Annotated in this window: 17 protein-coding genes; 16 read left to right on the plus strand and 1 reads right to left on the minus strand. The window is 47.5% G+C overall.

What is annotated here, in order from left to right; translation table 11 throughout:
* The first annotated feature begins 354 nt into the window (after nucleotides 1–354).
* The 3 genes from ACWHX8_RS05050 (at nucleotide 355) to ACWHX8_RS05060 (ending at nucleotide 6,773) form a co-directional block, all read left to right on the plus strand.
* Nucleotides 355–1,632 carry a hypothetical protein gene (locus ACWHX8_RS05050; RefSeq protein ID WP_447970871.1) on the plus strand — a complete coding sequence of 426 codons (1,278 nt, stop codon included), beginning with the start codon at nucleotides 355–357 and terminating at the stop codon, nucleotides 1,630–1,632.
* 519 nt (nucleotides 1,633–2,151) lie between these two features.
* Nucleotides 2,152–5,331, plus strand: coding sequence for a PAS domain S-box protein (locus ACWHX8_RS05055; protein WP_447970872.1), 3,180 nt, complete (start codon nucleotides 2,152–2,154; stop codon nucleotides 5,329–5,331).
* A complete protein-coding gene (locus ACWHX8_RS05060; RefSeq protein WP_447970873.1) occupies nucleotides 5,328–6,773 on the plus strand; it encodes a sigma-54-dependent transcriptional regulator in 1,446 nt (481 codons plus the stop codon). The genes ACWHX8_RS05055 and ACWHX8_RS05060 overlap by 4 nt, the downstream gene beginning before the upstream one ends.
* A gap of 112 nt (nucleotides 6,774–6,885) precedes the next feature.
* Here the strand turns inward: ACWHX8_RS05060 and ACWHX8_RS05065 are convergent, their stop codons facing one another.
* Nucleotides 6,886–7,980 carry a WD40 repeat domain-containing protein gene (locus tag ACWHX8_RS05065; RefSeq protein ID WP_447970874.1) on the minus strand — a complete coding sequence of 365 codons (1,095 nt, stop codon included), beginning with the start codon at nucleotides 7,978–7,980 and terminating at the stop codon, nucleotides 6,886–6,888.
* A 246-nt stretch (nucleotides 7,981–8,226) separates the two neighbouring features.
* On the opposite strand from ACWHX8_RS05065, the gene ACWHX8_RS05070 reads away from it, so the two are divergent.
* The 13 genes from ACWHX8_RS05070 to ACWHX8_RS05130 all read left to right on the plus strand — a co-directional run bounded on the left by ACWHX8_RS05070 (nucleotide 8,227) and on the right by ACWHX8_RS05130 (nucleotide 22,505).
* A complete protein-coding gene (locus ACWHX8_RS05070; RefSeq protein ID WP_447970875.1) occupies nucleotides 8,227–9,225 on the plus strand; it encodes a hypothetical protein in 999 nt (332 codons plus the stop codon).
* A gap of 86 nt (nucleotides 9,226–9,311) precedes the next feature.
* Complete coding sequence (locus ACWHX8_RS05075) at nucleotides 9,312–9,938, plus strand: 4Fe-4S dicluster domain-containing protein (RefSeq protein WP_447970876.1); 627 nt, start codon at nucleotides 9,312–9,314, stop codon at nucleotides 9,936–9,938.
* Between the two features lie 309 nt (nucleotides 9,939–10,247).
* Nucleotides 10,248–11,201, plus strand: a complete 954-nt coding sequence (locus ACWHX8_RS05080) for a TorD/DmsD family molecular chaperone (RefSeq protein ID WP_447970877.1) — start codon at nucleotides 10,248–10,250, stop codon at nucleotides 11,199–11,201.
* An 82-nt stretch (nucleotides 11,202–11,283) separates the two neighbouring features.
* Nucleotides 11,284–12,237: an ethylbenzene dehydrogenase-related protein gene (locus tag ACWHX8_RS05085; protein ID WP_447970878.1), complete on the plus strand. Its 954-nt coding sequence runs from the start codon at nucleotides 11,284–11,286 to the stop codon at nucleotides 12,235–12,237.
* A gap of 641 nt (nucleotides 12,238–12,878) precedes the next feature.
* The gene (locus ACWHX8_RS05090; RefSeq protein ID WP_447970879.1) at nucleotides 12,879–14,654 is read left to right on the plus strand and encodes a B12-binding domain-containing radical SAM protein; all 1,776 of its coding nucleotides are present in this window, start codon (nucleotides 12,879–12,881) and stop codon (nucleotides 14,652–14,654) included.
* Nucleotides 14,655–14,755: 101 nt separating this feature from the next.
* Nucleotides 14,756–15,865, plus strand: coding sequence for a hypothetical protein (locus tag ACWHX8_RS05095; RefSeq protein WP_447970880.1), 1,110 nt, complete (start codon nucleotides 14,756–14,758; stop codon nucleotides 15,863–15,865).
* A gap of 15 nt (nucleotides 15,866–15,880) precedes the next feature.
* A complete protein-coding gene (locus ACWHX8_RS05100) occupies nucleotides 15,881–16,705 on the plus strand; it encodes a tetratricopeptide repeat protein (protein WP_447970881.1) in 825 nt (274 codons plus the stop codon).
* Between the two features lie 30 nt (nucleotides 16,706–16,735).
* Nucleotides 16,736–17,062, plus strand: coding sequence for a twin-arginine translocase TatA/TatE family subunit (tatA, locus tag ACWHX8_RS05105; RefSeq protein WP_447970882.1), 327 nt, complete (start codon nucleotides 16,736–16,738; stop codon nucleotides 17,060–17,062).
* Nucleotides 17,063–17,154: 92 nt separating this feature from the next.
* The gene (locus ACWHX8_RS05110; protein ID WP_447970883.1) at nucleotides 17,155–18,408 is read left to right on the plus strand and encodes an NHL domain-containing protein; all 1,254 of its coding nucleotides are present in this window, start codon (nucleotides 17,155–17,157) and stop codon (nucleotides 18,406–18,408) included.
* A gap of 60 nt (nucleotides 18,409–18,468) precedes the next feature.
* A complete protein-coding gene (locus ACWHX8_RS05115) occupies nucleotides 18,469–19,347 on the plus strand; it encodes an ethylbenzene dehydrogenase-related protein (RefSeq protein ID WP_447970884.1) in 879 nt (292 codons plus the stop codon).
* A 98-nt stretch (nucleotides 19,348–19,445) separates the two neighbouring features.
* On the plus strand, nucleotides 19,446–19,883 hold the full coding sequence (locus ACWHX8_RS05120) for a hypothetical protein (protein WP_447970885.1): 438 nt from the start codon (nucleotides 19,446–19,448) through the stop codon (nucleotides 19,881–19,883).
* Between the two features lie 110 nt (nucleotides 19,884–19,993).
* The gene (locus ACWHX8_RS05125; protein WP_447970886.1) at nucleotides 19,994–21,223 is read left to right on the plus strand and encodes a hypothetical protein; all 1,230 of its coding nucleotides are present in this window, start codon (nucleotides 19,994–19,996) and stop codon (nucleotides 21,221–21,223) included.
* Nucleotides 21,224–21,269: 46 nt separating this feature from the next.
* Nucleotides 21,270–22,505: a multiheme c-type cytochrome gene (locus tag ACWHX8_RS05130; RefSeq protein WP_447970887.1), complete on the plus strand. Its 1,236-nt coding sequence runs from the start codon at nucleotides 21,270–21,272 to the stop codon at nucleotides 22,503–22,505.
* The last annotated feature ends 201 nt before the right edge of the window (nucleotides 22,506–22,706 follow it).

The raw sequence follows: 22,706 nt of genomic DNA on the forward strand, positions 1-22,706 counted from the left end.
GTTGTCGGGGATGACCGCAGAGAGGGCGGCCGATTGCCGCACGAACGATCGGTTTTCGGAATTGTCCCCTAAGCCTCAGCCCGCTCCGTCCTCTTGTCTTCTCTCGCACTGATCACCCATACTCTATCCATATCATGGGGGACTGGATCATGAGGGAACAGGCGATAGAGTGCTGGTGTAGTGGACGTCCCACGAAGGCATGGGGGCTTGACTTGCTTCGTATTCGGGACAGACCGGATGGTCCGTTGAACGACTCCCACGATAAGACTGTATGCGTGTTTTGACCATAGGACCTCAGATCGTGTGTTCCATGGTGCGCCGACTCGCACTGGTGACCGTCCGCATGAGGCGTGTGTGAAGATGTGTCGACGCGCGGGGTGGAAGTCGTGGGCCGCTTGGCCTGGCTTGCGCGCGTCCTTTTCCCAGAGCTATGCCACGTCGAGAATGGTCGTGTTTCTTATTCTGCTCGGGGGCTTTCTGTGGGTTGGCTGCCAAGCCACGGCACTGCCTCGTCCACCGGATGCCCACCTGGATCCCTCTTTGTCCTGTGAGGCAATCGCCACGCATATCAGTTTTCCAGATCGGATCACTACCCTCCGCGATATTTATCAGGCCTTCTCTGCCGGATGTGACGACACGGTCATTACGTATGGCACACAGGCCCAAGATACGTACAAATACAAGACGTTTCGGGTGCTTAAGGAAGCCAGTAACATCTTTTTGCCTGATGGGACGTTGATCGATTACGTCCTGGAAAGTTACGAACGTGGGTTTCTGAGTGTGCTCCTGGCCATCAGCTACTATCGCCAGCACAATTTCGAAGCCTCTCAAGTGGAATTGCGAAAGCTGGACCATGAAATTTTCACCCCGCTGTATAACTACGGGGCCGATCCGATCAATCTGCTCTTTAGCGCCGTCCTCTGGGAAATGCTTAATGAACCGTCTGAAGCGTGGGTCGATTGGAGCCGTCTGCAAGGACAAGAAGACCAGGATGAGGCGGTTCGGACCTTTGCGTCGCATCGTCTGGGCCAGTTGAATGGGAAGGAAGGCCACTCTGTAGATTGGAGTGTGTATGCCATAGGGCGCTTTCCTGACATTGATTGGAATATTGACTTTCAGGACTCCTCCACAGGGTACTTTTCGGTGACTCCCCAACACAGCTTTCTTCCCGCCTGTTTCTCCGAGAGCGGGGTGCGCATTTCGACCCACAGTTGGTTTCAGAAAATCGCGTTGCGCCATGATCAGGGCTATCATCCCTTGTTACATGCCCAGAGCTGGCTCAGATTGCCCTTCGGGGTGGCTTATAGCCTCATCACCTTTTCCGCGGGGGCGGGCATTATGGTTGGGGGCTGTTTTGTCGATATGGCCGCAGAGGGCAATGGCGCATTGTGTCAGTTATCCATATTAGGGGGCGTGGCCGTGATGCAGGAATCTCCCCATGTGCTTCGGTATGCTCTCCGTCCCGATCTCAGGCATTGGGACAATGTCCCGTCGAGTTTCCTCTTTACCAGGGCTCCTGATCTTCAAGACGAACCATGCTGGAGAAATGTCTCGACTCAGTCTCAAGGTCGGACGATTAAAATCTTCGGCAGACACGATCGAAACCATGAAATGAAGGTGGATGCCCGATGACGGCTGTCGGGGATGAGGAAGGCTGGGGAGCAATCAAGATGATGGATGAACTGAGAAGAATTCGTGAGATGGAACGTCACTTCGCATCATCTCCATATTTAAAACGAAGTGCACCACCATATCCTTATTCAGGCGGAAGTGGAGCACGTAATGGGTCTGGTCTTTCCATCACTAGGCCAGGGCTTTGAACCATATTCTGATCTTCATCTATGGTTTGGGACATTTTCACATTTATAAGGACTTGGGTTCGTAGGTCCCCTCGACTCTGACGGTCGGATTCACTGTGAAGCATTTACATGTGGCTTCTCGCCTCAAGGCAGTTTCTCTGTGTCATTCGCCACTGTAGATGTGTTTCATTCTTGCGATGCCATCCCATCCCATCGTTCTTTCGAAGCTTTACCAAAATACCTCAATCTTGAATGTTACCGTTCCTTGACATCGATGGAATGGAAGACAGAAAATATTCTATGATCTTAGGTGTTTAGAGGAGTTCGCCGACTTAGTATGACTGTTACGTAAATGAAACGCTTGCTCCCACATCTCAGTCTCAAAGGGAAGACGATTCTGGCCATGGTGCTGGTGGGTCTGCTTCCGCTTGTCCTGTCTCTTTTGCTTACGTACTTCGAGGAGCAACGCGCTTTGCGTGAAGCGGCCGGCATTAATTTTAAAGGTATGGCCGTGGAGGTAGCCCGGAAGGTCGAAACTCAGATTACTCGAGGAATTAATGAGGCTCAACAGCTGGCGACGCTCCCGTTCATCACGAGTGCGGTGACTGATTCGAACCGGAGTTATGAAGATAAAAACCCTGAAGAGGTCTCTGCGCTTATTCAGCAATGGCAGGAGCGGTGGCGTCAACGGGCTCATCAAGATCAATTTCCGCTCTTTATCAATCAATATGCAACCAATTATTTAATCCAATGGCACGATATACGGAAGTCAGACTATCTGGCTATTCTGGTAACGGATAATCGTGGGGCGTTAGTGTTGAGTTCTTTTCCGCCGGTCAAGTTTTTTTATGGGAAAAGTTCTTGGTGGAAGGCCATGTTTCACCAAGAGCAGGGGCAAGTGTTTGTGAGTGATTTGTTTTTTGATCCTTCATTCGGGACACATGTGCTGAATGTGGCGGTCCCGATTTGGGACGATCAGCGCCAGCAGCGAGTGGGAGCCATCAGTATCCTTCTTCGGCGGAATTCATTATTTCGGTCAATTTCTGAAGTGACGGCAGGGGCGACGGGTCATGCCATGTTGGTGACCGCGGACGGCATGCCGCTGTTGTGTCCAGTGTTATCGTTAGAGGAGCATGGGTCGCCGCCTCAACTAGTTCAGGCGATGAATACTAAGGAACCTGGTTGGATCATGGCTAATCCAGATTCGCATGGGTCGGAGAATTCCATTGTGGGTTTTGCGCCACTCCGACTGGGGATTCCTCTGGTTCCTGAAAGTTTTGGTGGACATCAATGGCATATGCTGGTTCGTCAAGATCCTGAAGAGACGTATGCGCCGTTGGAGCAATTGGTGATCAAAGTTGCCTCCTATGGGCTCGCGGTGTTTGTCATTCTTTGGATCACGGGTGTTTTGGTTGCTGGTCGGATCGTGAAACCGATTCAGTCGCTTCATGAAGGCGTTCAACGCCTTGGCAGCGGCAGCCTTGAGCATCAATTGAATATCAAGACTGGTGATGAGATTGAACAGCTCGCCAATGCTTTTAATGGGATGGCCAGTAATCTGCAACATTCGTTTACGGAGTTAAATCAAAAAGTCGCAGAAATTGGCAGCCTAGAGGAGAAATATCGCGATCTTATTGAAAATTCGCCGGAAATGATTCATCAACTTGAGGGGTCAGGCCGGTTCGTTCATGTGAATCAAACCGAGTTACGCAAGTTAGGCTATACCCTTGAGGATATGCTCGGGATGTCATTGTGGGACATCGTTCCTGCAGATCAGCAAGTGATGATGAAGCGCTATGTTGAAGAGTTGGGTAAACAAGATCATCAAATGATTGAAACGGTCTTTGTGACGAAAACCCGGGAGTCGATCGATGTCGAGATTCATTCGACGGCTCTGATGGACGCGCAGACGGGTACGCTCGTGTACTCACGGGGATTTGTTCGCGATATTACTGAGCGGAAAGTGCTTCAGCGGGAAATTGAACGATACACGATCGGATTGGAGCAAGAAGTCAGTGATCGCACGCAGCAACTCTCAGCGTCCGAGGGCCGCTATAAAGCGATTTTTAATTTAGCTGCCGATTCGATTTTTGTCGTGAATAAAGACGGACTGATAGAAGCTGTGAATGAACGGGAGCGTGATATGTTAGGACATGCCCATGAGGCGCTTCTGGGGCGTTCTTTCTTGGATTGTGTCGTGCCTGCGCAACGCGAGGATATTGCTGAATTATTACAGCGCATGAGAGGCGGCGCCCACAAGGTGCCGACTCAAGAGATTGAGGTCTATGATGCGAAGCAGCAGCATCGCTATGTGGAAATTGATGTCATTCGTGTCGATATGGGTCCCCATTCATCGGTGATGGTGCAATTGCGAGATATTGCAGAACGGAAGCGGCTACAGGACCAACTCCATCGGTATAGTGAAGCGCTTGAGGAAAAGGTACAAGAACGAACACGGGAAATTGAACAGGCGAAACAATACATTGAAAGTTTATTGGAAAATGCGAACGATGTGATCTACACCCTGGATCGAGATCAATGCTTTACCTATGTAAACAGCATGATTGAATCATGGGGCTATACAAAAGATGAGTTGATTGGTCGTCCATTTTTGACCGTGCTTTCAAAGCGCTATCGTGGGCGTCATTTAAAAGAAACCTTGGATGTGGGGGTGAAACAGGTGTATGAAGTGGAGATGGCGAGCCGGACTGGTGAGCATCGCTCGGTTCTAGTCAGCGTCTCGCCACTCTATGATCAACAAGGTGCATCGTTAGGGATGTTAGGGATTGCGCGAGATATCACCGAACGGAAAACGTTGGAACAACAAGTCCAAAATGCCGAACGGCTCGCGTCGGTTGGAAAACTTGCGGCCGGGGTGGCGCACGAAATCAATAACCCGCTCGGGGGTATCTTGAATTGCCTGTATAACATTCGGAAGGGAACCTTGAGTGAGGCACGTGCGCAGGAATACATGCATTTTATGGAAGATGGGCTTCAACGTGTGCAAAAGATTGTTCGGCAATTGTTGGACTTTTCTCAGCAATATCAACCTGAACTTGTCGAGACTGAAATCAATGCACTTATGGATCGAGTCTTGGCATTGACGAAACATACGTTGATTGCCAAGAGAATCGTGTTAAAGAAACAGTATGATTATGAGTTGCCTTCGATTATGGTGGATCCGCATATGATCGAACAAGTGTTAACCAATTTGATTTTAAACGCTGGCCAAGCCACGCAGGAAGGAGGGGCCGTGACGGTGAGAACTCGACAGATCGATCGTGTGTGTGAAATTGATGTAGAAGATACGGGGTGCGGTATAGCGCCAGACGTTCGTTCAAAGATTTTTGATCCATTTTTTACAACGAAACGAACCGGAGAAGGAACGGGCTTAGGGTTGTCGGTGAGCCTGGGTATTGTTGAACGGCATGGAGGAGAAGTGTTGTTGGACAGTGAAGTCGGAAAAGGGACTACGTTTACGGTGCGGCTGCCGCTTGTTCGTACGACCACTCCAGTCACGGTGGGTTTATGAGTCTCGGATCCATTTTGGTTATTGATGATGAGCCGTTGATGCGACTCTCCATGGTTGATGCCTTGCATGCGATTGGGTATGAGGTGCAAGAGGCCTCCACAGGAACTGAAGGCTTGGAGAAAGTTCGAACGGCTCGATTTGATGTCGTGATTACCGACCTTCGACTTCCTGGCGCGGATGGCCTGGAGATTGTGCAGGCATGTAAGGATCAGCATTCGAGTACGGAAGTGATCCTGATAACGGCGCATGGGTCGGTGGATACGGCTGTGCAAGCGATGAAGCATGGGGCGTACGATTACATTACCAAGCCGTTTTCGATGGATGAGCTGCTTCTTGTGGTGGAGCGGGTGAGTAAAGTTGTTGTGCTGCAAAGAGAAAACCGTGAACTTCGAAATGAGTTGGACAGTAAGTTTAGTTTTGAAGGTATTATCGGAAAAAACCGACGGATGCAGGAAGTCTTAGAAAAAGTGAAGCTCGTCTCCGCAACCGATGCGACGGTTTTGGTGTTTGGTGAGAGTGGAACGGGGAAGGAGTTGATTGCCAATGCCATTCATCGCAATAGTCCTCGTTCCAAGCATGCATTAATTAAGGTGAGTTGCGCGGCATTGCCTGAGACGCTTCTTGAGGCCGAATTATTCGGACATGAAAAAGGCGCCTTTACCGGGGCCCTGAAGCAACGGAGAGGTCGATTTGAGCTGGCGCATCATGGCACGTTGTTTCTTGATGAAATTGGAGAAATTTCCCCACTTGTTCAAGTGAAATTGCTTCGGGTATTGCAGGAGCGTCAGTTCGAGCGGGTGGGTGGGAATGAGACTATTGAGGTAGATGTGCGTTTAGTCTGTGCTACGCAAAAGGATCTCAAGCGAGAGGTCGAGCAGGGCCGGTTTCGAGATGATCTCTACTATCGTTTGAATGTGGTTCCCGTGCAGATTCCGTCCTTGCGAGAACGAAAAGAAGATGTCTTTGTGATTGCCGAGCACCTCTTGCAATCATTAGCGGCGCGGACACAGCAGTCACCGAAAGGGTTTTCTCGGCAGGCGCAAGAGGTCTTGATGCGGTATTCGTTTCCGGGGAATGTTCGGGAGCTAGAGAATACGATTGAGCGAGCGGTGGCCCTTGCACAACATTCCGATGAAATCCAAGCCTGGGATCTTTGTGGGCAAAGTCGCTGTTCCTATATTTCTGGTGAGCCGCAGGCTGGATGTGGATTTTGTCAAGAACTTCATCCTACTGGAAAGGCTCAGAATGGAGGAGGGGAGACGTTGGCTGCGGCTAGAGAGCGATTTGAACGTTCACATATTGTAGGTATATTGAATCAGACCGGTTGGAGTAAGACCATGGCGTCAAAGGTACTTGGTCTTTCACGAAAGGCCTTGTGGGAAAAATGTAAACGGTACGACATTTCAGATGCCGATGAACCGCAAGAAGAAGCGAAGCCGTAAGCTCAAATCAAAATGCAAAAGTTAAAATGTAAATATAGAAATTTAGAATGAAGAACGGTGAAGTCTAATTCCTCTATCCTCAATTTTTCACTTTACAATTTCAATTGATCTGCTACGCCCCTCCCTCCCAGAGCATAATGGTTCGGTCGGTTGATGCTGTGGCAAGAAATCGTTCATCTGCCGAAAGGGCAATGCCTCGAATCGCACCTTTGTGTGGTTTGAGGGTTCGAATCACACGCCCACTTTGAAGGTCCCACATTTTTACGGTTCCGTCATCACTGGCGCTAATGAGGACTTTTCCGTCTTTCGTCACAATGAGGCATCGTACCCATCCCGTGTGTCCACGTAATGTTCGAAATTCTCGCATGGTGGGCATTTCATAAAGTTTAATCGTCTGGTCTCGACTTCCTGAGAGCAAGGTTTTCGCATCTGGAGTAAAGGTGAGGGCTCCAATCCAATATTCCATCGGCTTTTGAAAGCCACCGATATCTTCAACGAAGTATCCTCGAACTTCTGTTTCATCTAGGTCTTCGTCGTCTTTCCAGTGTCCATTGTGGATGCATTTCTCTTCACCACTCGGAAGAACCTCATAGAGTCGAAGCTTGCCAATATCGGTGCCGGCGACTAAGTGTACGCCGTCAGGGGAAAAGGCCGTACAGACTGACCAGTTATGGTCGTATTGATCTTTCCCAAGTAACGTCATGAGTTCTGTGCCAGTCGTCACTTCCCATATTTTAATGTCTTTGTTCTGACCAGCTCTGGCTAGCATGAGACCATCTGGAGAAAAAGAGATGCTGGTGACTCCGTGATCGTAACGCGTAAATAGCAACCGTGTTGTTTCCCCGCTCGTGGGATTCCACAGTCGAATCGTTCGGTCTTCGCTTGCTGTTGCCAGGGTCAGTCCATCGGGACTATAGGCGACTTGACGAATATCGTGCGTGTGACCTCTGAGTGATCGAAGCAGGCGGCCCGTTTCAATGTCCCAAATTCTCACGTACCGATCGCTTCCACCACTGGCCAGCGTGAGTCCGTCCGGTGAAAAAGACACACTCCATACGCCTTGCGTATGCCCTCGAAATGTTTTGAGCTCTTTCACTCCCCCTTGCCAATATTCAAGTGAATTTAGTTCCTCCAATTGGCCAGCTTCGAGGCCGGGCTCCCCACCTGGTGCGCTGAGGGGGGCTACGGGACTAGAGGGATTGCTCATATTTCACTCCTTCGTCGGTAACAAAATTGAATAAAGCTAAAATGGCTAACTTGGGAGTCTCCCTTGCCATTGCAGCGAAGCGCTTTCTATAATCTTACACGTACTCTCTTGCTTAGACGTTTTTGATACTAAACACCACTTTGTTCGGGAGTCAAGGTGGGGTGTTCGATGTGTCACTACATATAGAACGAGACAACTAATGTATTGGTTGTCGATTTACGATCTACGTTCGGCCACGGAGGAATTATGGAAACTCGTTTTCAGCCAGCACTTCTTCAGGAAGTCATCGACTCGTTTTCGGAGAAAACTGAACGTGAAGGTGACCCGACCTATTATAACGAGTTTCATGAGATGGCGGATCCCATTTATGAGAAGTTCTCCTTAGACGAACGGGAGCCAGAATTTAAGAAACTTTATCAGCATCTCTTTGGAAAGTGGGGCTTTGCCGATATTCTCGAGGAATCGTTTAACGAGTTTCCTTCTCTCAAGGCTAAGATTGGTATCGTGCTGGTTCGAGGCGTCTTAAAAGAGGATCAAGAAGGGGTCGATATTCTTCGAAAATGGGGAACCGTTGAAGAGAAACTGGCAAAGCAATTTGAAGAGAAAGGGCTCAGGGGAGTTGGAATCAAGTTAATTCCCCGCCGGTTCTATGATCCTGCCATTAACCGGTATCTCCGGCATGAGTTAACCCATATCTCAGATATGTTGGACGAGGCCTTTGGGTATGATGCCGATACCAAGGTAGGGTTCAATCCGGGTGAAGAACATCTCATTCTCAATCGATACCGAGTGCTTTGGAGTTTGCACGTTGATAGTCGTATTACCCGCTCGGGTCGAGAACCGATGTTTTCCAAGGAATATCGGTTTCGAGAATTTCGGACATGGTATCGGAAAATATTGCCTGGGCAGGTTGAGGCAGTGTTTGAAGGATTATGGCAAACGGAACATCTTTCGCATGCCGAATTGCTTGAAATGGCCTCTGATACCATTCGAGTCATGGATCGGGCTGTTGACGTGGAGGAGGGAGAAGTCCTCGATCTTCCAACCAAGCCACTGTTAATGCCAGGGTTTCCATGCCCCCTGTGCCGCTTTCCTACCTATTCCTGGGTTGAAGATCTCGAAGATAAAATGGAACCATTTGTGCTTGAGTATATTCAGGATAATCACCCAGGTTGGGAAATGGACTATGGAGCCTGCGATCGGTGCTTTGAAGTCTATAAGCTGCGTGCTGCCGGTGTCTCATAAATACTTCCGGCTCAGGGGTTGAAATTCGTTACCGAGTTGGTGTTCTGTTAATATGTTGTGCGGTGTGAGGCAGGGTGTTGAGTGCAATGTCTGAATCTTCTCAAGAGCAACCGTCGTCCGATGGCGTGTCTTTAGGACGTCGGAACTTTATCCGGCAATCGGTTGTGTCGCTTGGCGTGACCGTTCAGGAATATATCAAGCATAGTGATGCGCCAGTTGAGGCCCCAAAAGTTCCAACCGTTACGGAGCGGACGGACTGGTTGCGTCCGCCAGGTGCTGTTGCCGAGGATGATTTTCTTGAACGGTGTACGAAATGTGGTGATTGTGTGGAGGCGTGTCCGTTTGATGCGATTCGAAATCATCGAATAGACCAGACTCCTGTGATTCTTCCCGAAGAGCATCCGTGTCAGCTATGTGAAGATTTCCCCTGTATTGAGGTATGTGAGACCGAGGCCTTGTTACCTGTTTTACAGGTAGAGGACGTGGAGATGGGACTCGCAAAGTTGTCGCATCAAGAATGTACGGCAGCCCATGGTTGTAATGCCTGTGTGTCTAAGTGCCCTCAGCAGGCTATTGATATGAACTTTTCTTTATTTCAAATTTCTGTTCTCGATGATCGCTGTGTTGGTTGCGGTCTCTGTCAGCAGGTTTGCAAGGCGGTCAACGATCGAGTGGCTATACGAGTCGTACCAACTCGAATGCTTTTGTGTTAACTGGGCTTATCGCGAAAGGAGGAAGAGAGTGTCTCTTTTATGGGTCGGAGTCGGTAGGTGTTTACGTGTCATATGATTGTTGAAAATGATTATCACGTGTAACGATGGGGGTTTGAATGTTGGGAGTACTGAGCTGTCAAGAAGGCGAATTTCCGCTTGACTTCGATTGCCAGTTATCCTATCATCATGTCCCTCTACATGGGAAAATTATAGCCTATGCTTTGCCTTTTATCGGTCAAATGCTATACAAGAACAAGTCAATGTCTATTTGGCCACGTTGGGCAAATGAAATGGTAATGGTGAATTAATATGGGACTTACAAAAGAACATAGTAATGGCGCAAATGGAACGGCTGTTGCTTCTGCTGTGAAAATTTCCCCCAAAGATGCCCCATCTGTAGAGCGAGCTCTCGCCCGAAGTAAACTCTATCTTCTCTTGTCATGGAGCTATCTCTTCCCTGAAGATGACGAGTTCTTGGAGTATCTACAGAGCGGAGAGTTTGTTGAAGATGGCAGAGCTGCATTAGAGAATCTGAATACATCCTTAGAGAAAGATGATCCTGAGTCGAGAGAAAGCCTTCTGGCAATATCTCGTCACCTTGATGCTATTGAGGAATGGGTGAACTCTGAAGGTTCAAATTGGAACTTACAGGACCTTAGGGATGATCACCGTCGTGTATTTAGCAACGTAATTTCATTGGACTGTCCTCCATACGAGACACTCTTTGGAAATGACCATGTTTTTGGTCAGTCCTATACGATGGGAGACATCGCTGGTTTCTACAGTGCCTTTGGTCTTCAGCTTTCCAGTGACATTCATGAACGAATCGATCATTTAAGTGTGGAACTTGAATTTCTTCACTACCTTGCATATAAAGAGTCTTATGCGCTGATTCATGACGGTCCAGAAAAGCTAAGGACTGTTGTAGAGGCAGAGAAGCGATTTGTGAAAGAGCATGTTGGTCGCTGGGTGCCTTTATTTTCTGGAATGTTAAAAAGAAAAGCCGATTTTGGGTTTTATAAATCATTAGCTGACTTTACTTCTGATTGGGTAGATTTTGAGGTGAAGTATTTAGCTGTGAGTCCTCAGCCGTATTCTGAAACGGACTATCGTCCGGCAAATTACACAAGTCCTGAAGGACAATCATTTGAATGTGGGGCTCAGGATCAGGGTAATGAGCTTGATCTCTTAATGAATGAGGTTGGGGCTCAATCCTATCTTGATAAAGAAACAAAAGGTGTGGGCGATTCAGAAAAGGAGTAGTGTACAGTTCTATGGTTTTTAGGATTTTGTTAGTGAGCAGTCCTTTCGATTTTAATCTTTTATCAAAGGAGGATGCGTCATTATGAGAGTGGTGCAGACGCGTAACAAACGGTTCGTGTTTGGCGTTCTTCTCTCGGCCGTCGTGGTGGGTGGATTATTGACGCTAGGGCAAATTCCCTTAGCAGTATCCCAACCCGTGACGATTCCGGTCGGGGCGATCAAAGGCCCCATTCCAATGGATGCCGCCAACCCGGTCTGGGAATCAGTTCCCGGGATTGTGGTCCCATTGAGTGGGCAAACCATTACCACCCCCATGCACCCCAACATTTCGGTCAAAACCGTGATGGTCAAGATGGCCAGCAACGGCAAAGAGATCGGTATTTGGGCAAACTGGGGCGATCAAACCTTGAACAATACGACCATTGGCCCTCAAGATTTTCGGGATCAAGTGGCCGTACAATTCCCCGTTCAAACCTCCGGGGCGCCTCCGTTCCAATGTATGGGACAATCGGGCGGCACGGTGAACATTTGGCGGTGGAATGCCGAGTGGCAACGAGACATGGGAGCAGGAGTCGCCGGAATGTGGGATGTGGATCAACAGTATCCCTCCATTGCCTGGGATTTCTACTATGAAGAGCCGGCTGGCGGTGTCACCTATCCTGACCGCATTGGTCGGAGCTTAGGGCCATTCAATCCGGGTATCTGGTCGGGCAACATCATGTCGGACCCCAATCTGCGGAAGAGTTCCGTGGAAGACTTGAATGCGAATGGGTTTAGCACATTGACGACGCAAGCCTCTCAGGATGTGGTCGGTAATGGGCTGTGGGAACCGTATGGTGCCTTAAAGGGGGGTTGCTGTTCCGGGCCGACCTGGCGGGTAGTCATGAAGCGGAGCCTGACGACGAATGACCCGAACGATGTACAGTTCAAAGCCGGGTCGAGTTTACCAATCGCCTTCGCAGTGTGGGATGGCTCGAATGTCGAACGTAACGGCATGAAGGGTATTTCCACCTGGTTTACGGCGAAGATGCCATAAGAGCCTAATTGGATACTCATGAGTCTTTATGGCTTATGAATACTCCGCTGGCTTTTGAAAATAGACCTCAGGTGACTTGCACACTTGTGTAAGTTGCCTGAGGTTTTTTCATTCGTATAGGTGAATTCAGAGGGTGATAGAGTGCACGTTGATAGTTTAGTAGGATAAGATGGTGCAAGCATCCTCCTTCATTCTGTACTTCGACGTTCTTTAAGAATTATCGTCACATTACAGATACCTATGGTTTTTTGAAGTGGCTAATGATGATTTGAATAGCTGGTAGGCCTGGGTCTCTAGGTATTAGAGGCCTGAGCATTCGTGGTCTAGGACTTCTGTGACGTTAGGTAATTGGCTAGAGATCGGATTCAGCAAATACTTCTTAGGACTTATTGGGAAATTTTGTAGACCTTAGACGCAATGAGACTGTATGCGGAATGAACAGTTTCGGGATGCCCTATTCTATGTCTTTTCAATTACCTTTCCGGTTGCACTCTATGGTAATGTAGGGCTTGAAATTTTGTGGAAGTGTGAGGCGATGAGTTGCATTGGCCTATGTGTGACATGTATAAGAAAATTGGGCGTAAGTCTTTATCTATAGAAAAGAATTTTCAACGTATGCGTTTAGATTTGGAGAAAGTATTGTGAAAATTTCACTACTCTTCCCACCGAGCTGGCATCCGTCTCAACCGTACTTAAGTCTTCCTTGTTTAAGTGCATTTTTAGATCAAGCAGGGATTTCAGATAAGTCCCAACGGGATTTGAATATCGAAATTCTCGATACTATTCTGACGAAGACCTATGGGTTAGAGGTGTATCAAAAACTTATAGATTTGGGAAAACAATTAGAACATTCAATGTCTGGGGATGAAGGGTATGGCAGTAAAGAGCATTACGCAAGAGTCCTTGAGGCGTTGGATCGTTTCCCGTATCTCATTGATCAAATTGAACCAGCAAAAGATTCGCTTCGAAGTGACGAGTTTTTTGATTTAGATCGTTACCGTGAATGTCTCTTCTTAATTGATCGATGGTTGGAAGTTGTTTCATCCTTATACTTTCCAACTCGCATTACGGTTGTTGATAACCAATTGTCGTACTCGATTTATTCATCACGAGATATCATGAAAGCGATTTGTGATGAAACGCAAAACCCATATATTGATTTATACCGAAACTATTTTTTGTCTTCGATTATAGAAGAGGCACCTGGACTGATTGGTGTCTCCATTACCGCGACTTCGCAAATCATTCCTGGCTTGACCCTTTGCCGCCTTATTAAGGAAGCCAATCCAGATATCCATGTCACGGTTGGCGGAAGTATTTTTACGCGGTTGGTTGATAATTTACGTCGCTGTGAACGTTTGTTTGAAGTCACGGATGACTTTATTGTCTTTGAAGGTGAAACAGCCTTTTTGGAATTAATCAACCAGCTTGAAGGCCAAAAAGATTTTCGTAAAGTTCCCAACCTTATTTATCGTCAAGATGGGAAGATTACGGTGAATCAACCGTTTTATTCAGAGAATTTAGCCCAACATAGTGCTCCTAATTACGATGGATTCCCTTTAGATAAATATCTTGCTCCTCATACTGTGCTGCCGGTGCAATTCTCTCGTGGTTGTTACTATAAAGATTGTGCATTTTGTGCATTAACGCTTGATCATCAAAACTTTCGTCAAAAAGATCCCATCAAAGTTGTTGATGAGCTTGAATCGCTCGCCAAGACCTATGAAACGCCATACTTTTTCTTTACCGATGAATGTTTAGCGTTATCACCAACGCGGCGTCTCTGTAAGGAAATGATCAATCGCGGCCTCGATTTACAGTGGACGGCAGAGCTTCGTTTTGAGAAAAACCTTTCTCGGGAATTACTTGCGTTGATGAAAGACGCGGGTTGTCAAAAGATTGTCTTCGGGCTGGAGACCTACAATGCGAGAATGATGGACTTTATGGTGAAGGGCATCACACAAGCGAGTGTCGATCGTATTTGCGCAGACTGTGTCGACTTGGGTATTGCGGTGCATTGTTATGTCATTGTGGGATTCCCGACGGAAACCGAAGAAGAAGCTCTCGAAACGATGAACTTTATCGTGAACAATCATGCCCTGAATTCCTCATACGGCTTCTCCTGTCAGCCGTGTTTATTCGACTTGGAAAAAGAAGCGCCGATCATGAATGATCCTGGAGGATATGGCATTCAACGTATCATGCGTCCTGCCGCGGAAGATTTGAGCTTAGGATTCTTTTATGAAGTCAAAGAAGGCATGACGCCTGAGCAGTGCGAGAAAATCTATCAGCATGTCTATGAAAAAATTAGTGAAGTTGTGTGCGAGCTCCCTTTCAATTACTCCATGGGAGACGGTTTGCTCTACATCGCTAGGCGAAACAAACAAAAGGTTCTTGAACATACAGGTGTATCGTGAGGCCTGAGTTTTGCGTTGTGGGATGAAGCATAGAGTTGGTCATAACGAAATGAAGGCTGTACTTTTCACGAACCTGTCACACGACGATGAATGGATTGGTTATGGACGCCTCCTCAACTCTATCTGAAAAGGCGAATGAGCAAGGGGTTCTCTTTGAGTACTCTTTGAAATGTCTTCTCATCGCCGCTTTCATGGAATTGGTGCTCTATCGACTGGTCTCCCGTCTGGGAATGCACATCAGTAAAATTGCTGAAAAATATGAAGCCGTTCGAATTGCCTTTACCGGACTGTCGTCATTAGGGTTTATGCTGTTGAATGTCACTTCAATATTGGCATTCCTCCTCATCTTCATTTTGGTCTATCACAAGATGAAGTCTACCCTCTGGAAAGGGACCTATGACAAGGTCGTGATTCCATTATTCTGCCTTCTTGTCATCGTGACAATTGCATATCTGCTTTTCCCTCCAGCGATGCTGGGCTCGGTTGTCTATAACGTCATTTCATTGTTACTGCTCGTGTTTCTTATGCTGGAATATCTCGCAACGAATAAGTTGCTCATGCAGCGTATCGCGATCGGGTGTTTTTTCTTTGGCATCTGTGGGTGGATTTACTATCAAACCCTCACAACAAGTTATGGGTTGCTTGGTCTCGTCACTGCTCCACCGCTCGTCCATGAAATCAATCGATTAGGCGAGGCCCTGATGGTGGTATCCAGTATTCTGGTGTTCTGGGCCTATGGCAGTACTTCGTTTCTGACAAAGAACAAGCAACAACGAAAATGGGGTTTGACGCTACTGGTAAGCGGAGGGATTATCTTTTTCCTCCTACTCTTTATGGATTATTTTATTTCGCTCTATAGCCTTGAAGCGGCTGAAGATGTACGAAAAGCTGGAGAAGGCGTTGGGTGGATCTTTCAGATGGGGATGGGCTACACGTTCTACCTTCCCTTTGCTTTTTACATGGCTGGCTTTATTTGTTGGTCGTATACGGTCATCAAATTAGTGATGATTGGGCGATTGGCCGGTTATGGGTTAGGGCTCATGTTTATGGCAGGGTATGCCTTGCAACTGTCGCATTTGACCCTGATGGTGATGCTGGGGTTACTATTGTTAACGATAGATAAGCGCGGGACCTTAGGGAAACTTCGAGGGAAAATTCACGAAAAAATGGTTTATCAACCTGTGACGCCCGTCTATGGGCAGACACCATAAGAGAGAGCAGAAACTATGGAAGAACAGAATACGCTCACCCAAACAGAAGAGCTGGCGCCTGAGGATAGCTTAGACGATCAACCGCTAAATCCGGACGAAGAAATTCTTGAAATCGAAAAACTCCTCACAGAGGAGCCTGATGATTTTCAAGCACGGTGTCGGCTTGGCGAACTGTACTTTAATAAAGGGCGCTTGGATGAGGCCTTAACTGAAGTCAAAAAATCCATCGAAATGGCTGAGGGACTTAAGATAGAGATGGACCGCTCTTTAGCTATGTATTATTCAAATCTTGGTACAATCTATGGGACCAAGGGGATGGCTGATGATGCATCCAGTCAATTTGAGCGAGCACTTGAACTGAATAAATACGATGTCTTGGCCTTGTTTAATCTGGGACGGTTGAATAGTGAAAAGGGGAAATATCGAGAGGCCAAGGACTACTTTGAACGGCTCATTGAATTGACGCCGGAAGATCCTATCGCATGGTATAATTTGGCAAGTGTCTATGAACAGTTAGATAACCCTCAGGTTTCTGATCTTAATACACTTGATATGGCGTTGCAGGCTTATATGAAAGTCCTAGAATTTGATCCGCAGCATCTGGAATGTAGTTATAAGCTCATGGAAATGGCCCTCAATTTAAAGAAACCCGATATGGCAATGCATGTCATGGAGGAAGCGGTCCAGAATAATCCAGATGAACCGTTAGCCTACTACAATCTGATCAATACCTATGAAAAGTGTCAAATGTTCGAACAAGCCGAAGAGACCAGAAAACGATTAAAGGAGCGTTTTTCCAAACGCACCCGTGAACAGGGAAAGGCTCCATCATCCGAATAAAAATTCATTGCTGCAGAGAGGAGCGTCATTATGTTTGGAAGCATTGGGTTTACAGAGTTAATTTTAATATTGACCATCGTCTTAATAATTTTTGGTGCAGGAAAGTTGCCACAATTAGGAGAAGGGGTCGGGAAAGCAATAAAAGGCTTTAAAAAGTCCATTCATGAGGTTGAGGCGATGGATGCAGAAGCGCAAGAGGCCTCCCAGCACGCAGCAACAGAAGCCCCGGCACCTGCCCAGATCCCGCAGCAAGAACCTGTTGCAACAGCTGCCCCTTCTGCTCCTCCGGCACCATCAACAGTTGCTGCCATGGATAATGCTCCGAACACCGAAACTGTTTCGGCATCGAAGGCCTAGTAGGTGGAGACGCACAATGGTGATTGTGAATAGGTTATTGTAAAGATCTTGAATATTTTACTTGATAGTCGTGTGAGTATGAGGTGTAGACGATGAGTACTGAAACGCTAGTTGAAGTGGGCGTCATTGAGACATTTGCTGGTAATGGGAAGTCTCGAAGTACAGGGGATGGCAAGCGTGCTCTGAAGGCCGGCATTCCTCTTCCGAATCATGTCACGCTGGATCGAGAAGAACGATATTTGTATGTTGCAGAATGTGGGTCTGATCGTGTCCGACGGGTGGATCTGGAATCTGGACGCCTTCATAATTTTTCTGGCAATGGAGAAACCTGTTACAGCGGGGATTACGGACCTTGCGGAGAAGCCGGCCTCTACTTACCGTTGGATGTCGCATGTGATTCTGAAAATAATATTTATATCTGTGATTCGGGAAGTAGTCGCATTCGCAAGGTTGACCGGGAGACCGGGATTATTACGACTGTGGTCGGCACAGGGCAATGGGGCTTTAATGGAGATGGGCCTGCGTTGGAGGTCAACTTAACCTATCCAGCCTCAATCGCATTTGATCAGGATGACAACTTATACATTGCTGATACGCAAGCGCATCGTATTCGCAAATATGATCCGCGAACAGGCCTTCTCACGACGATTGCTGGATCTTGGACCAATGAAGATGATGAGCGGGTGAGCCCTTTAACGGCGCAAAACCTTATTGTGCTTTCCGGTGATGCCATTGGTATCGACTTTAGCGATGACCAGGGTTGGCTCCGTCCTCAATGTTCGGATGGGCTGGATATGTCTCCCTACTTGGATGATGGAAAGCCGGCAACGGAATGTCGGTTTTATGATCTGGTGAGTTTGGACGTATTTAAAAATGGTGATCTCTTAATTACTGATAAGGGAACTAATCGCATTCGGAGAATGGATCGAGCCACAGGCATCGTTTCCACGATAGCCGGGGTCTGCCGATTTGGATACGATGGTGATGATAAGCTTGGTACGAAGTCTATGCTCAATGTCCCGGAAGGGGCTGTGGCTGACGACGATGGGAATGTGTATATTGCTGACTCGATGAATCATCGGGTGAGAAAGGTTGATGCCACGACCGGGATCATCACCACAATCGCGGGAAATGGTGATAGCGGATATGATGACAAAAATATGGGAGGGTGTGGGGCTGCTCGATTTGTCGCCAAAGAAGACGCCACGATGCTCAAACATGGAGATGGCCGATTAGCCGTCGAAGCGGTCGTCAATGCACCGGCTGGTCTCGCGTTAGACTCTCAAGGTCTACTCTACATCTGTGAGCGGAATGAAAATAAGATTCGTCGTCTGAAGATTGCTTGATCGTATATCGGTCGGCGTCGTCGATAGTCATTGCGTACTGAACTTACGGTAAGGGTGGAAATGGCTACACTATCGGGTGAGCAAGATCTCGCGCATTTCAATAAACCTGGGCTAAGGCGTGTCTCTCGACGGCTTGTGTTTGTCGGAGCGTTGGTTGTTACAGCGGCTATAGTATTAACATGGTTTCAAGTCACGACGGTCAGTTCTCATGGAATCGTCATCCGGTCGCACTTTACGTCAGGCGAAACTCCCTCTCATCCCAGTGACCCGGCTTGGGAAACCATTGCGGCCCTTCCAGTTCCTTTAAGTGGACAAGTCATTACCCGCCCTGTATGGCCAGAGCCAAGCGCGACGGCCTTATCTATTCGCTCAATGCATAACGGGAAAGAAGTGGCTTTTCTGTTGGAGTGGCAAGATGCCACAAAGAACGAACGGCTGACTCCTGGAGTCTTTCGAGATGGCGCGGCCATTGCGCTCCCCTTGGGTAATGCTCCAGCCTTTTTTTGTATGGGACAACTCGATCACTACCTGAATATTTGGCATTGGAAGGCTGACTGGCAGAGTGATGTCGACCGACGGGCTGCGCGGACAAAGAAAAAGGGGAGAAAACGTGGTGGCATTCGTCGATTTGAAGTCATTCCTCGTCGACCTTCGTCAGTTGAAGACTTGATTGGTGGAGGGTTCAGCACCTTAACCAGCAAAAAGCAGCAAGGACGGATCAAGGGACAGGCCGAATGGAAGCGTGGATTCTGGCGTGTGGTTATGAAGCGGCCACTTACAGCTACTGGGGATGATTTGGAAAATGAGGCATTATTGCAAGCGGGACGGTTACAAGCTGTCGCTTTTGCTGTATGGAACGGGGAAAATAAAGAACGCAATGGCCAAAAAGCCGTGGCATCATGGATGCAACTTCTACTTGACCCCATTGAGCAATCTTGAGACATCCCAGGCACTGTTGTGCGATGGGATACGGTGAGTAACGACCTTACCCCTTTGCGTCAATATTGACGCTATTCGATGCATGACGAATTAACACTATGAAACATATCATTTGTTTGATTTTCATCTGTTCTCTTGTCGGTGGTTTTCAGAAATCTTCTCACGTCTACGCGCAATCCTCGAATGGGGAAATGACGGAAGAACGGGCCTTAGAGCTGGCTGAACAATTTGGTGTGGATGTTGGGGAAGTTGACGAAGAAATTCAAGAATTTCTTGGTTTAACGCGTGCGGAAGGCGTTGTCGTTTTTGCCGTCATTGGTGGGACCCCGGCGGATTTAGCTGGCGTAAAGGTGAAGGCCATTATAAAAGAGGTTGATCGATTTGAAATCAAAACGCTCATCGATTTAGGGGTTGCGCTTGAAGCCACGCTTCCCATTCAAAATTTTACCGTGGCAACGTACGAGCCATCCGACCCAGCTGACCAGGGCGTGACTGGCGGTCTGAACTTTCATTTTGTTCGTATTAAACAGGATTGATTGTTGGTATGTATCCTATGCGATCACTGAGAACGAAAAGGCGAAGCCTGATAATTGGAGTTAGTCTTCTATTGGGACTGTGCCTTCTCTGGAATGATGGTGTCGGGCATGTGGCTTCAGCGAAAGACGCGCCGGGTGAAACAGACGACACTTCATGGGTTAAAGAAATATCGAAAGTATTTGTTCCTTCTGAACAGTGCAAGCAATGTCATGATCGTCACTATGAAGAATGGAAGGGAATGCGTGAGCAGACTCCTGACCTCAAGACGTTTGGACGGGTTGATGGTGCGTTACTGCATGGCACGGCGCTGAAGTCTCATGTATTTAAAACGGTTCTTGGCCTGTGGTTACAAACGGAACCTACGCAAGAGGAACGCACCCAGTGTTTAGCCTGTCATGCTCCATCTGTGACGGTGTTTCCACAGCATGCCGATCGAATTATTGATCAGGTCATGGCTGGAGGAAAAGCGGTGACAGTCGAAGGGATTAGCTGTTCGTCGTGTCACTTGATTCATGATATTCAAGAAAATAAAAACGCGTATCCGACGTTTAAGATCAAGCCTGGGGAATCATTTTTTGGTCCATATGAAAAACCTGAGGAAAATCTTGTTCACTCGTCACAGCAAGCGGACATTTACAAAGAAGCGAAATTTTGCGCCGCTTGTCATTTTAGTAAAGTGAAAGATGTCACACGCGCCGATCTTCCAGGGGAAATTCTCAAAGGAACCATCTGCCAAGATTGTCATATGGAACGATCGACGGGAAGTTCAACCTCCAAACGTGGATCGTTAACAAGGCCGATTGGTCGTCATTGGTTTCAAGGTATTGTCATCCCTGGCATTATGCTGAGCAATCGAAACCTTCAAGCCGAATGGTTTCCGCGAGTAGACATTGAAGCTGACAAAAATGACGGCATGGTGGAAGGGACAGTGTTAGTCAGAAACGGAAGCCTGCCGCACATGTTTCCTGGGGGGGACCCTGTTCTAAAGCAATTTTTTGTGAAGGTGACGGCTAAAGATGAGAAGGGAAATATTCTTGCTGAAAAGCAAGAGCAATATGGCCGAACGTTTGAGGAATTACTTCGAGGGCCGATTCCACAACCGCTGGTGAATGGTGGGATCACCAGGCGGGTACCGTTTTCGCTGAAGCTGCCAGAAGGGCAGAAATCTATATTGCTTGAAGCCAGCTTGAGTTATGCCCTCATACCCGAGCCCTCTTCATCACTCAAGGATCGTTACCTGCAGTCACTGCCAAATGACAAGGAACGACAAGCCGCAGAAAAGGTTATTACCGATTACTCTTCAACTCGATTACTCACGTTTCGCACGATGACTTTATAAATGCTCTTCTTGCTTGCCTGACGGAAAATTTATCCAGGGGATATTTATGACGAGGAACATTATACAGCTAGGATTCTTTCTGTGTGTTCTAAGTGCGTGTGTGTTGTGGATGGATGGGTCACCTGCGCTCGTTAGGGCAGCTGATACTGATAAGGCTGCCAAACCCTTGGAAAAAGCCTTTCCGCATTCTCAAAAGTGCAAGCGCTGCCATATACGAGTGTTTGAAGAATGGGAGGCATCTGCACAATCTCGTTCAATTGTCAGCTCAGCCTTTCGTGTGACCTTAGATCGTTTCTTATCGTCAGGACCTAAAAAAGAGGCGTCAATGTGTCTGCGCTGTCATGCGCCGCATATATTAGAATACAAACATCAGTCAAACATGTTTATTGATGAAGTGAAGACAAAAGATCCGCAAATCGATGGGGTGGGATGTGCGCAATGTCATCTCATTAAAGATATTGATTCAGAAGTGCATCCCCCGCTTCCGACGTATCAGTTAGAAAAAACAGTTTTCGGTGGGTATAAAAATCCAGCCGAGAATCTAGCCCATGAATCGGAGCACTCCGAGCTCTACCAGAGTTCAGCATTTTGCGTTACATGTCATGACTCATTGCCCAAGGGGGCCACGATGGGATCATTGCCAGATTGGATGGGGAACTGGAAAGAATCAAAAGCCGAAAAGAGTGGAAAAACCTGCCAGTCATGTCATATGCCAGGAGCGTTTGGTGAATCGGCGAATGGCGAGCGAAATCGAAAAATTGCCAATCATAGTTTTCCCGGAAGGTTTGGGAAAGTTCGAGCTAAAGCCATCGAGCTAGATTTTACGACGAATGTGCAAGGGGAAACCTCAACGGTCGATGTCACGATTCAAAGTCTTGTTCCGCATAATCTTCCGATGCCGCATCCTGGGTGGTACCGAGTGGTTGTTGATTTAACAGTGCTTGGTAAAAATTTACGAAAAGTTCATAGTGATCAACGTTATTATGAACGGGTGTATGGAGATAAGAATGGAAAGAAGACGGTTTTAGACTTCGAAGCCGTGAAAGTGTTGAACGATACCTTGCTCAAGCCAGAAGAAAAACGAATAGAAACCTTTATCTTTCCAACCCCGTCCAATGCTCCATCTATGGATGTCATTGTGACGTTGACCTATGCCCCCATTCACGGTCCCGAGGAGTTTGTACAAGCGGTCGAGGACGAATCCAATCTTGGCACGAAAGACCGAGCGTTTCAAGCCGTTGAAGTTGTAAAGAAAAAGGTCAATGTCCCGCTTGGTAAATAAGGGGTGCCAGGGTCGTGTTTGTGGCATAGCGCCAATTCAAATTTCCTCAAGAGAACTTTAATCAGATCTTCCCCCCTCTACGAATTTCTCGAGTGTATTCGTTGTTCAAGAGTTCTTCATTCTTGAGTGAGCCGCATTATAGCGAAACCAAATAACATCCAACCGAATATCATGTACACAGCGCAAACATAGAGGAAAGTT

This window comes from Nitrospira sp. M1 (genome assembly GCF_965152605.1).

Excerpts from the sequence above, each read along its gene's own strand:
- ACWHX8_RS05060 (WP_447970873.1), top strand. The coding sequence starts at position 5,328 with ATGAGTCTCGGATCCATTTTGGTTATTGATGATGAGCCGTTGATGCGA.
- tatA (WP_447970882.1), top strand. The coding sequence starts at position 16,736 with ATGTTTGGAAGCATTGGGTTTACAGAGTTAATTTTAATATTGACCATC.
- ACWHX8_RS05115 (WP_447970884.1), top strand. The coding sequence starts at position 18,469 with ATGGCTACACTATCGGGTGAGCAAGATCTCGCGCATTTCAATAAACCT.
- ACWHX8_RS05110 (WP_447970883.1), top strand. The coding sequence starts at position 17,155 with ATGAGTACTGAAACGCTAGTTGAAGTGGGCGTCATTGAGACATTTGCT.
- ACWHX8_RS05085 (WP_447970878.1), top strand. The coding sequence starts at position 11,284 with ATGAGAGTGGTGCAGACGCGTAACAAACGGTTCGTGTTTGGCGTTCTT.
- ACWHX8_RS05120 (WP_447970885.1), top strand. The coding sequence starts at position 19,446 with ATGAAACATATCATTTGTTTGATTTTCATCTGTTCTCTTGTCGGTGGT.
- ACWHX8_RS05070 (WP_447970875.1), top strand. The coding sequence starts at position 8,227 with ATGGAAACTCGTTTTCAGCCAGCACTTCTTCAGGAAGTCATCGACTCG.
- ACWHX8_RS05065 (WP_447970874.1), bottom strand. The coding sequence starts at position 7,980 with ATGAGCAATCCCTCTAGTCCCGTAGCCCCCCTCAGCGCACCAGGTGGG.
- ACWHX8_RS05095 (WP_447970880.1), top strand. The coding sequence starts at position 14,756 with ATGGACGCCTCCTCAACTCTATCTGAAAAGGCGAATGAGCAAGGGGTT.
- ACWHX8_RS05055 (WP_447970872.1), top strand. The coding sequence starts at position 2,152 with ATGAAACGCTTGCTCCCACATCTCAGTCTCAAAGGGAAGACGATTCTG.
- ACWHX8_RS05080 (WP_447970877.1), top strand. The coding sequence starts at position 10,248 with ATGGGACTTACAAAAGAACATAGTAATGGCGCAAATGGAACGGCTGTT.
- ACWHX8_RS05130 (WP_447970887.1), top strand. The coding sequence starts at position 21,270 with ATGACGAGGAACATTATACAGCTAGGATTCTTTCTGTGTGTTCTAAGT.
- ACWHX8_RS05100 (WP_447970881.1), top strand. The coding sequence starts at position 15,881 with ATGGAAGAACAGAATACGCTCACCCAAACAGAAGAGCTGGCGCCTGAG.
- ACWHX8_RS05075 (WP_447970876.1), top strand. The coding sequence starts at position 9,312 with ATGTCTGAATCTTCTCAAGAGCAACCGTCGTCCGATGGCGTGTCTTTA.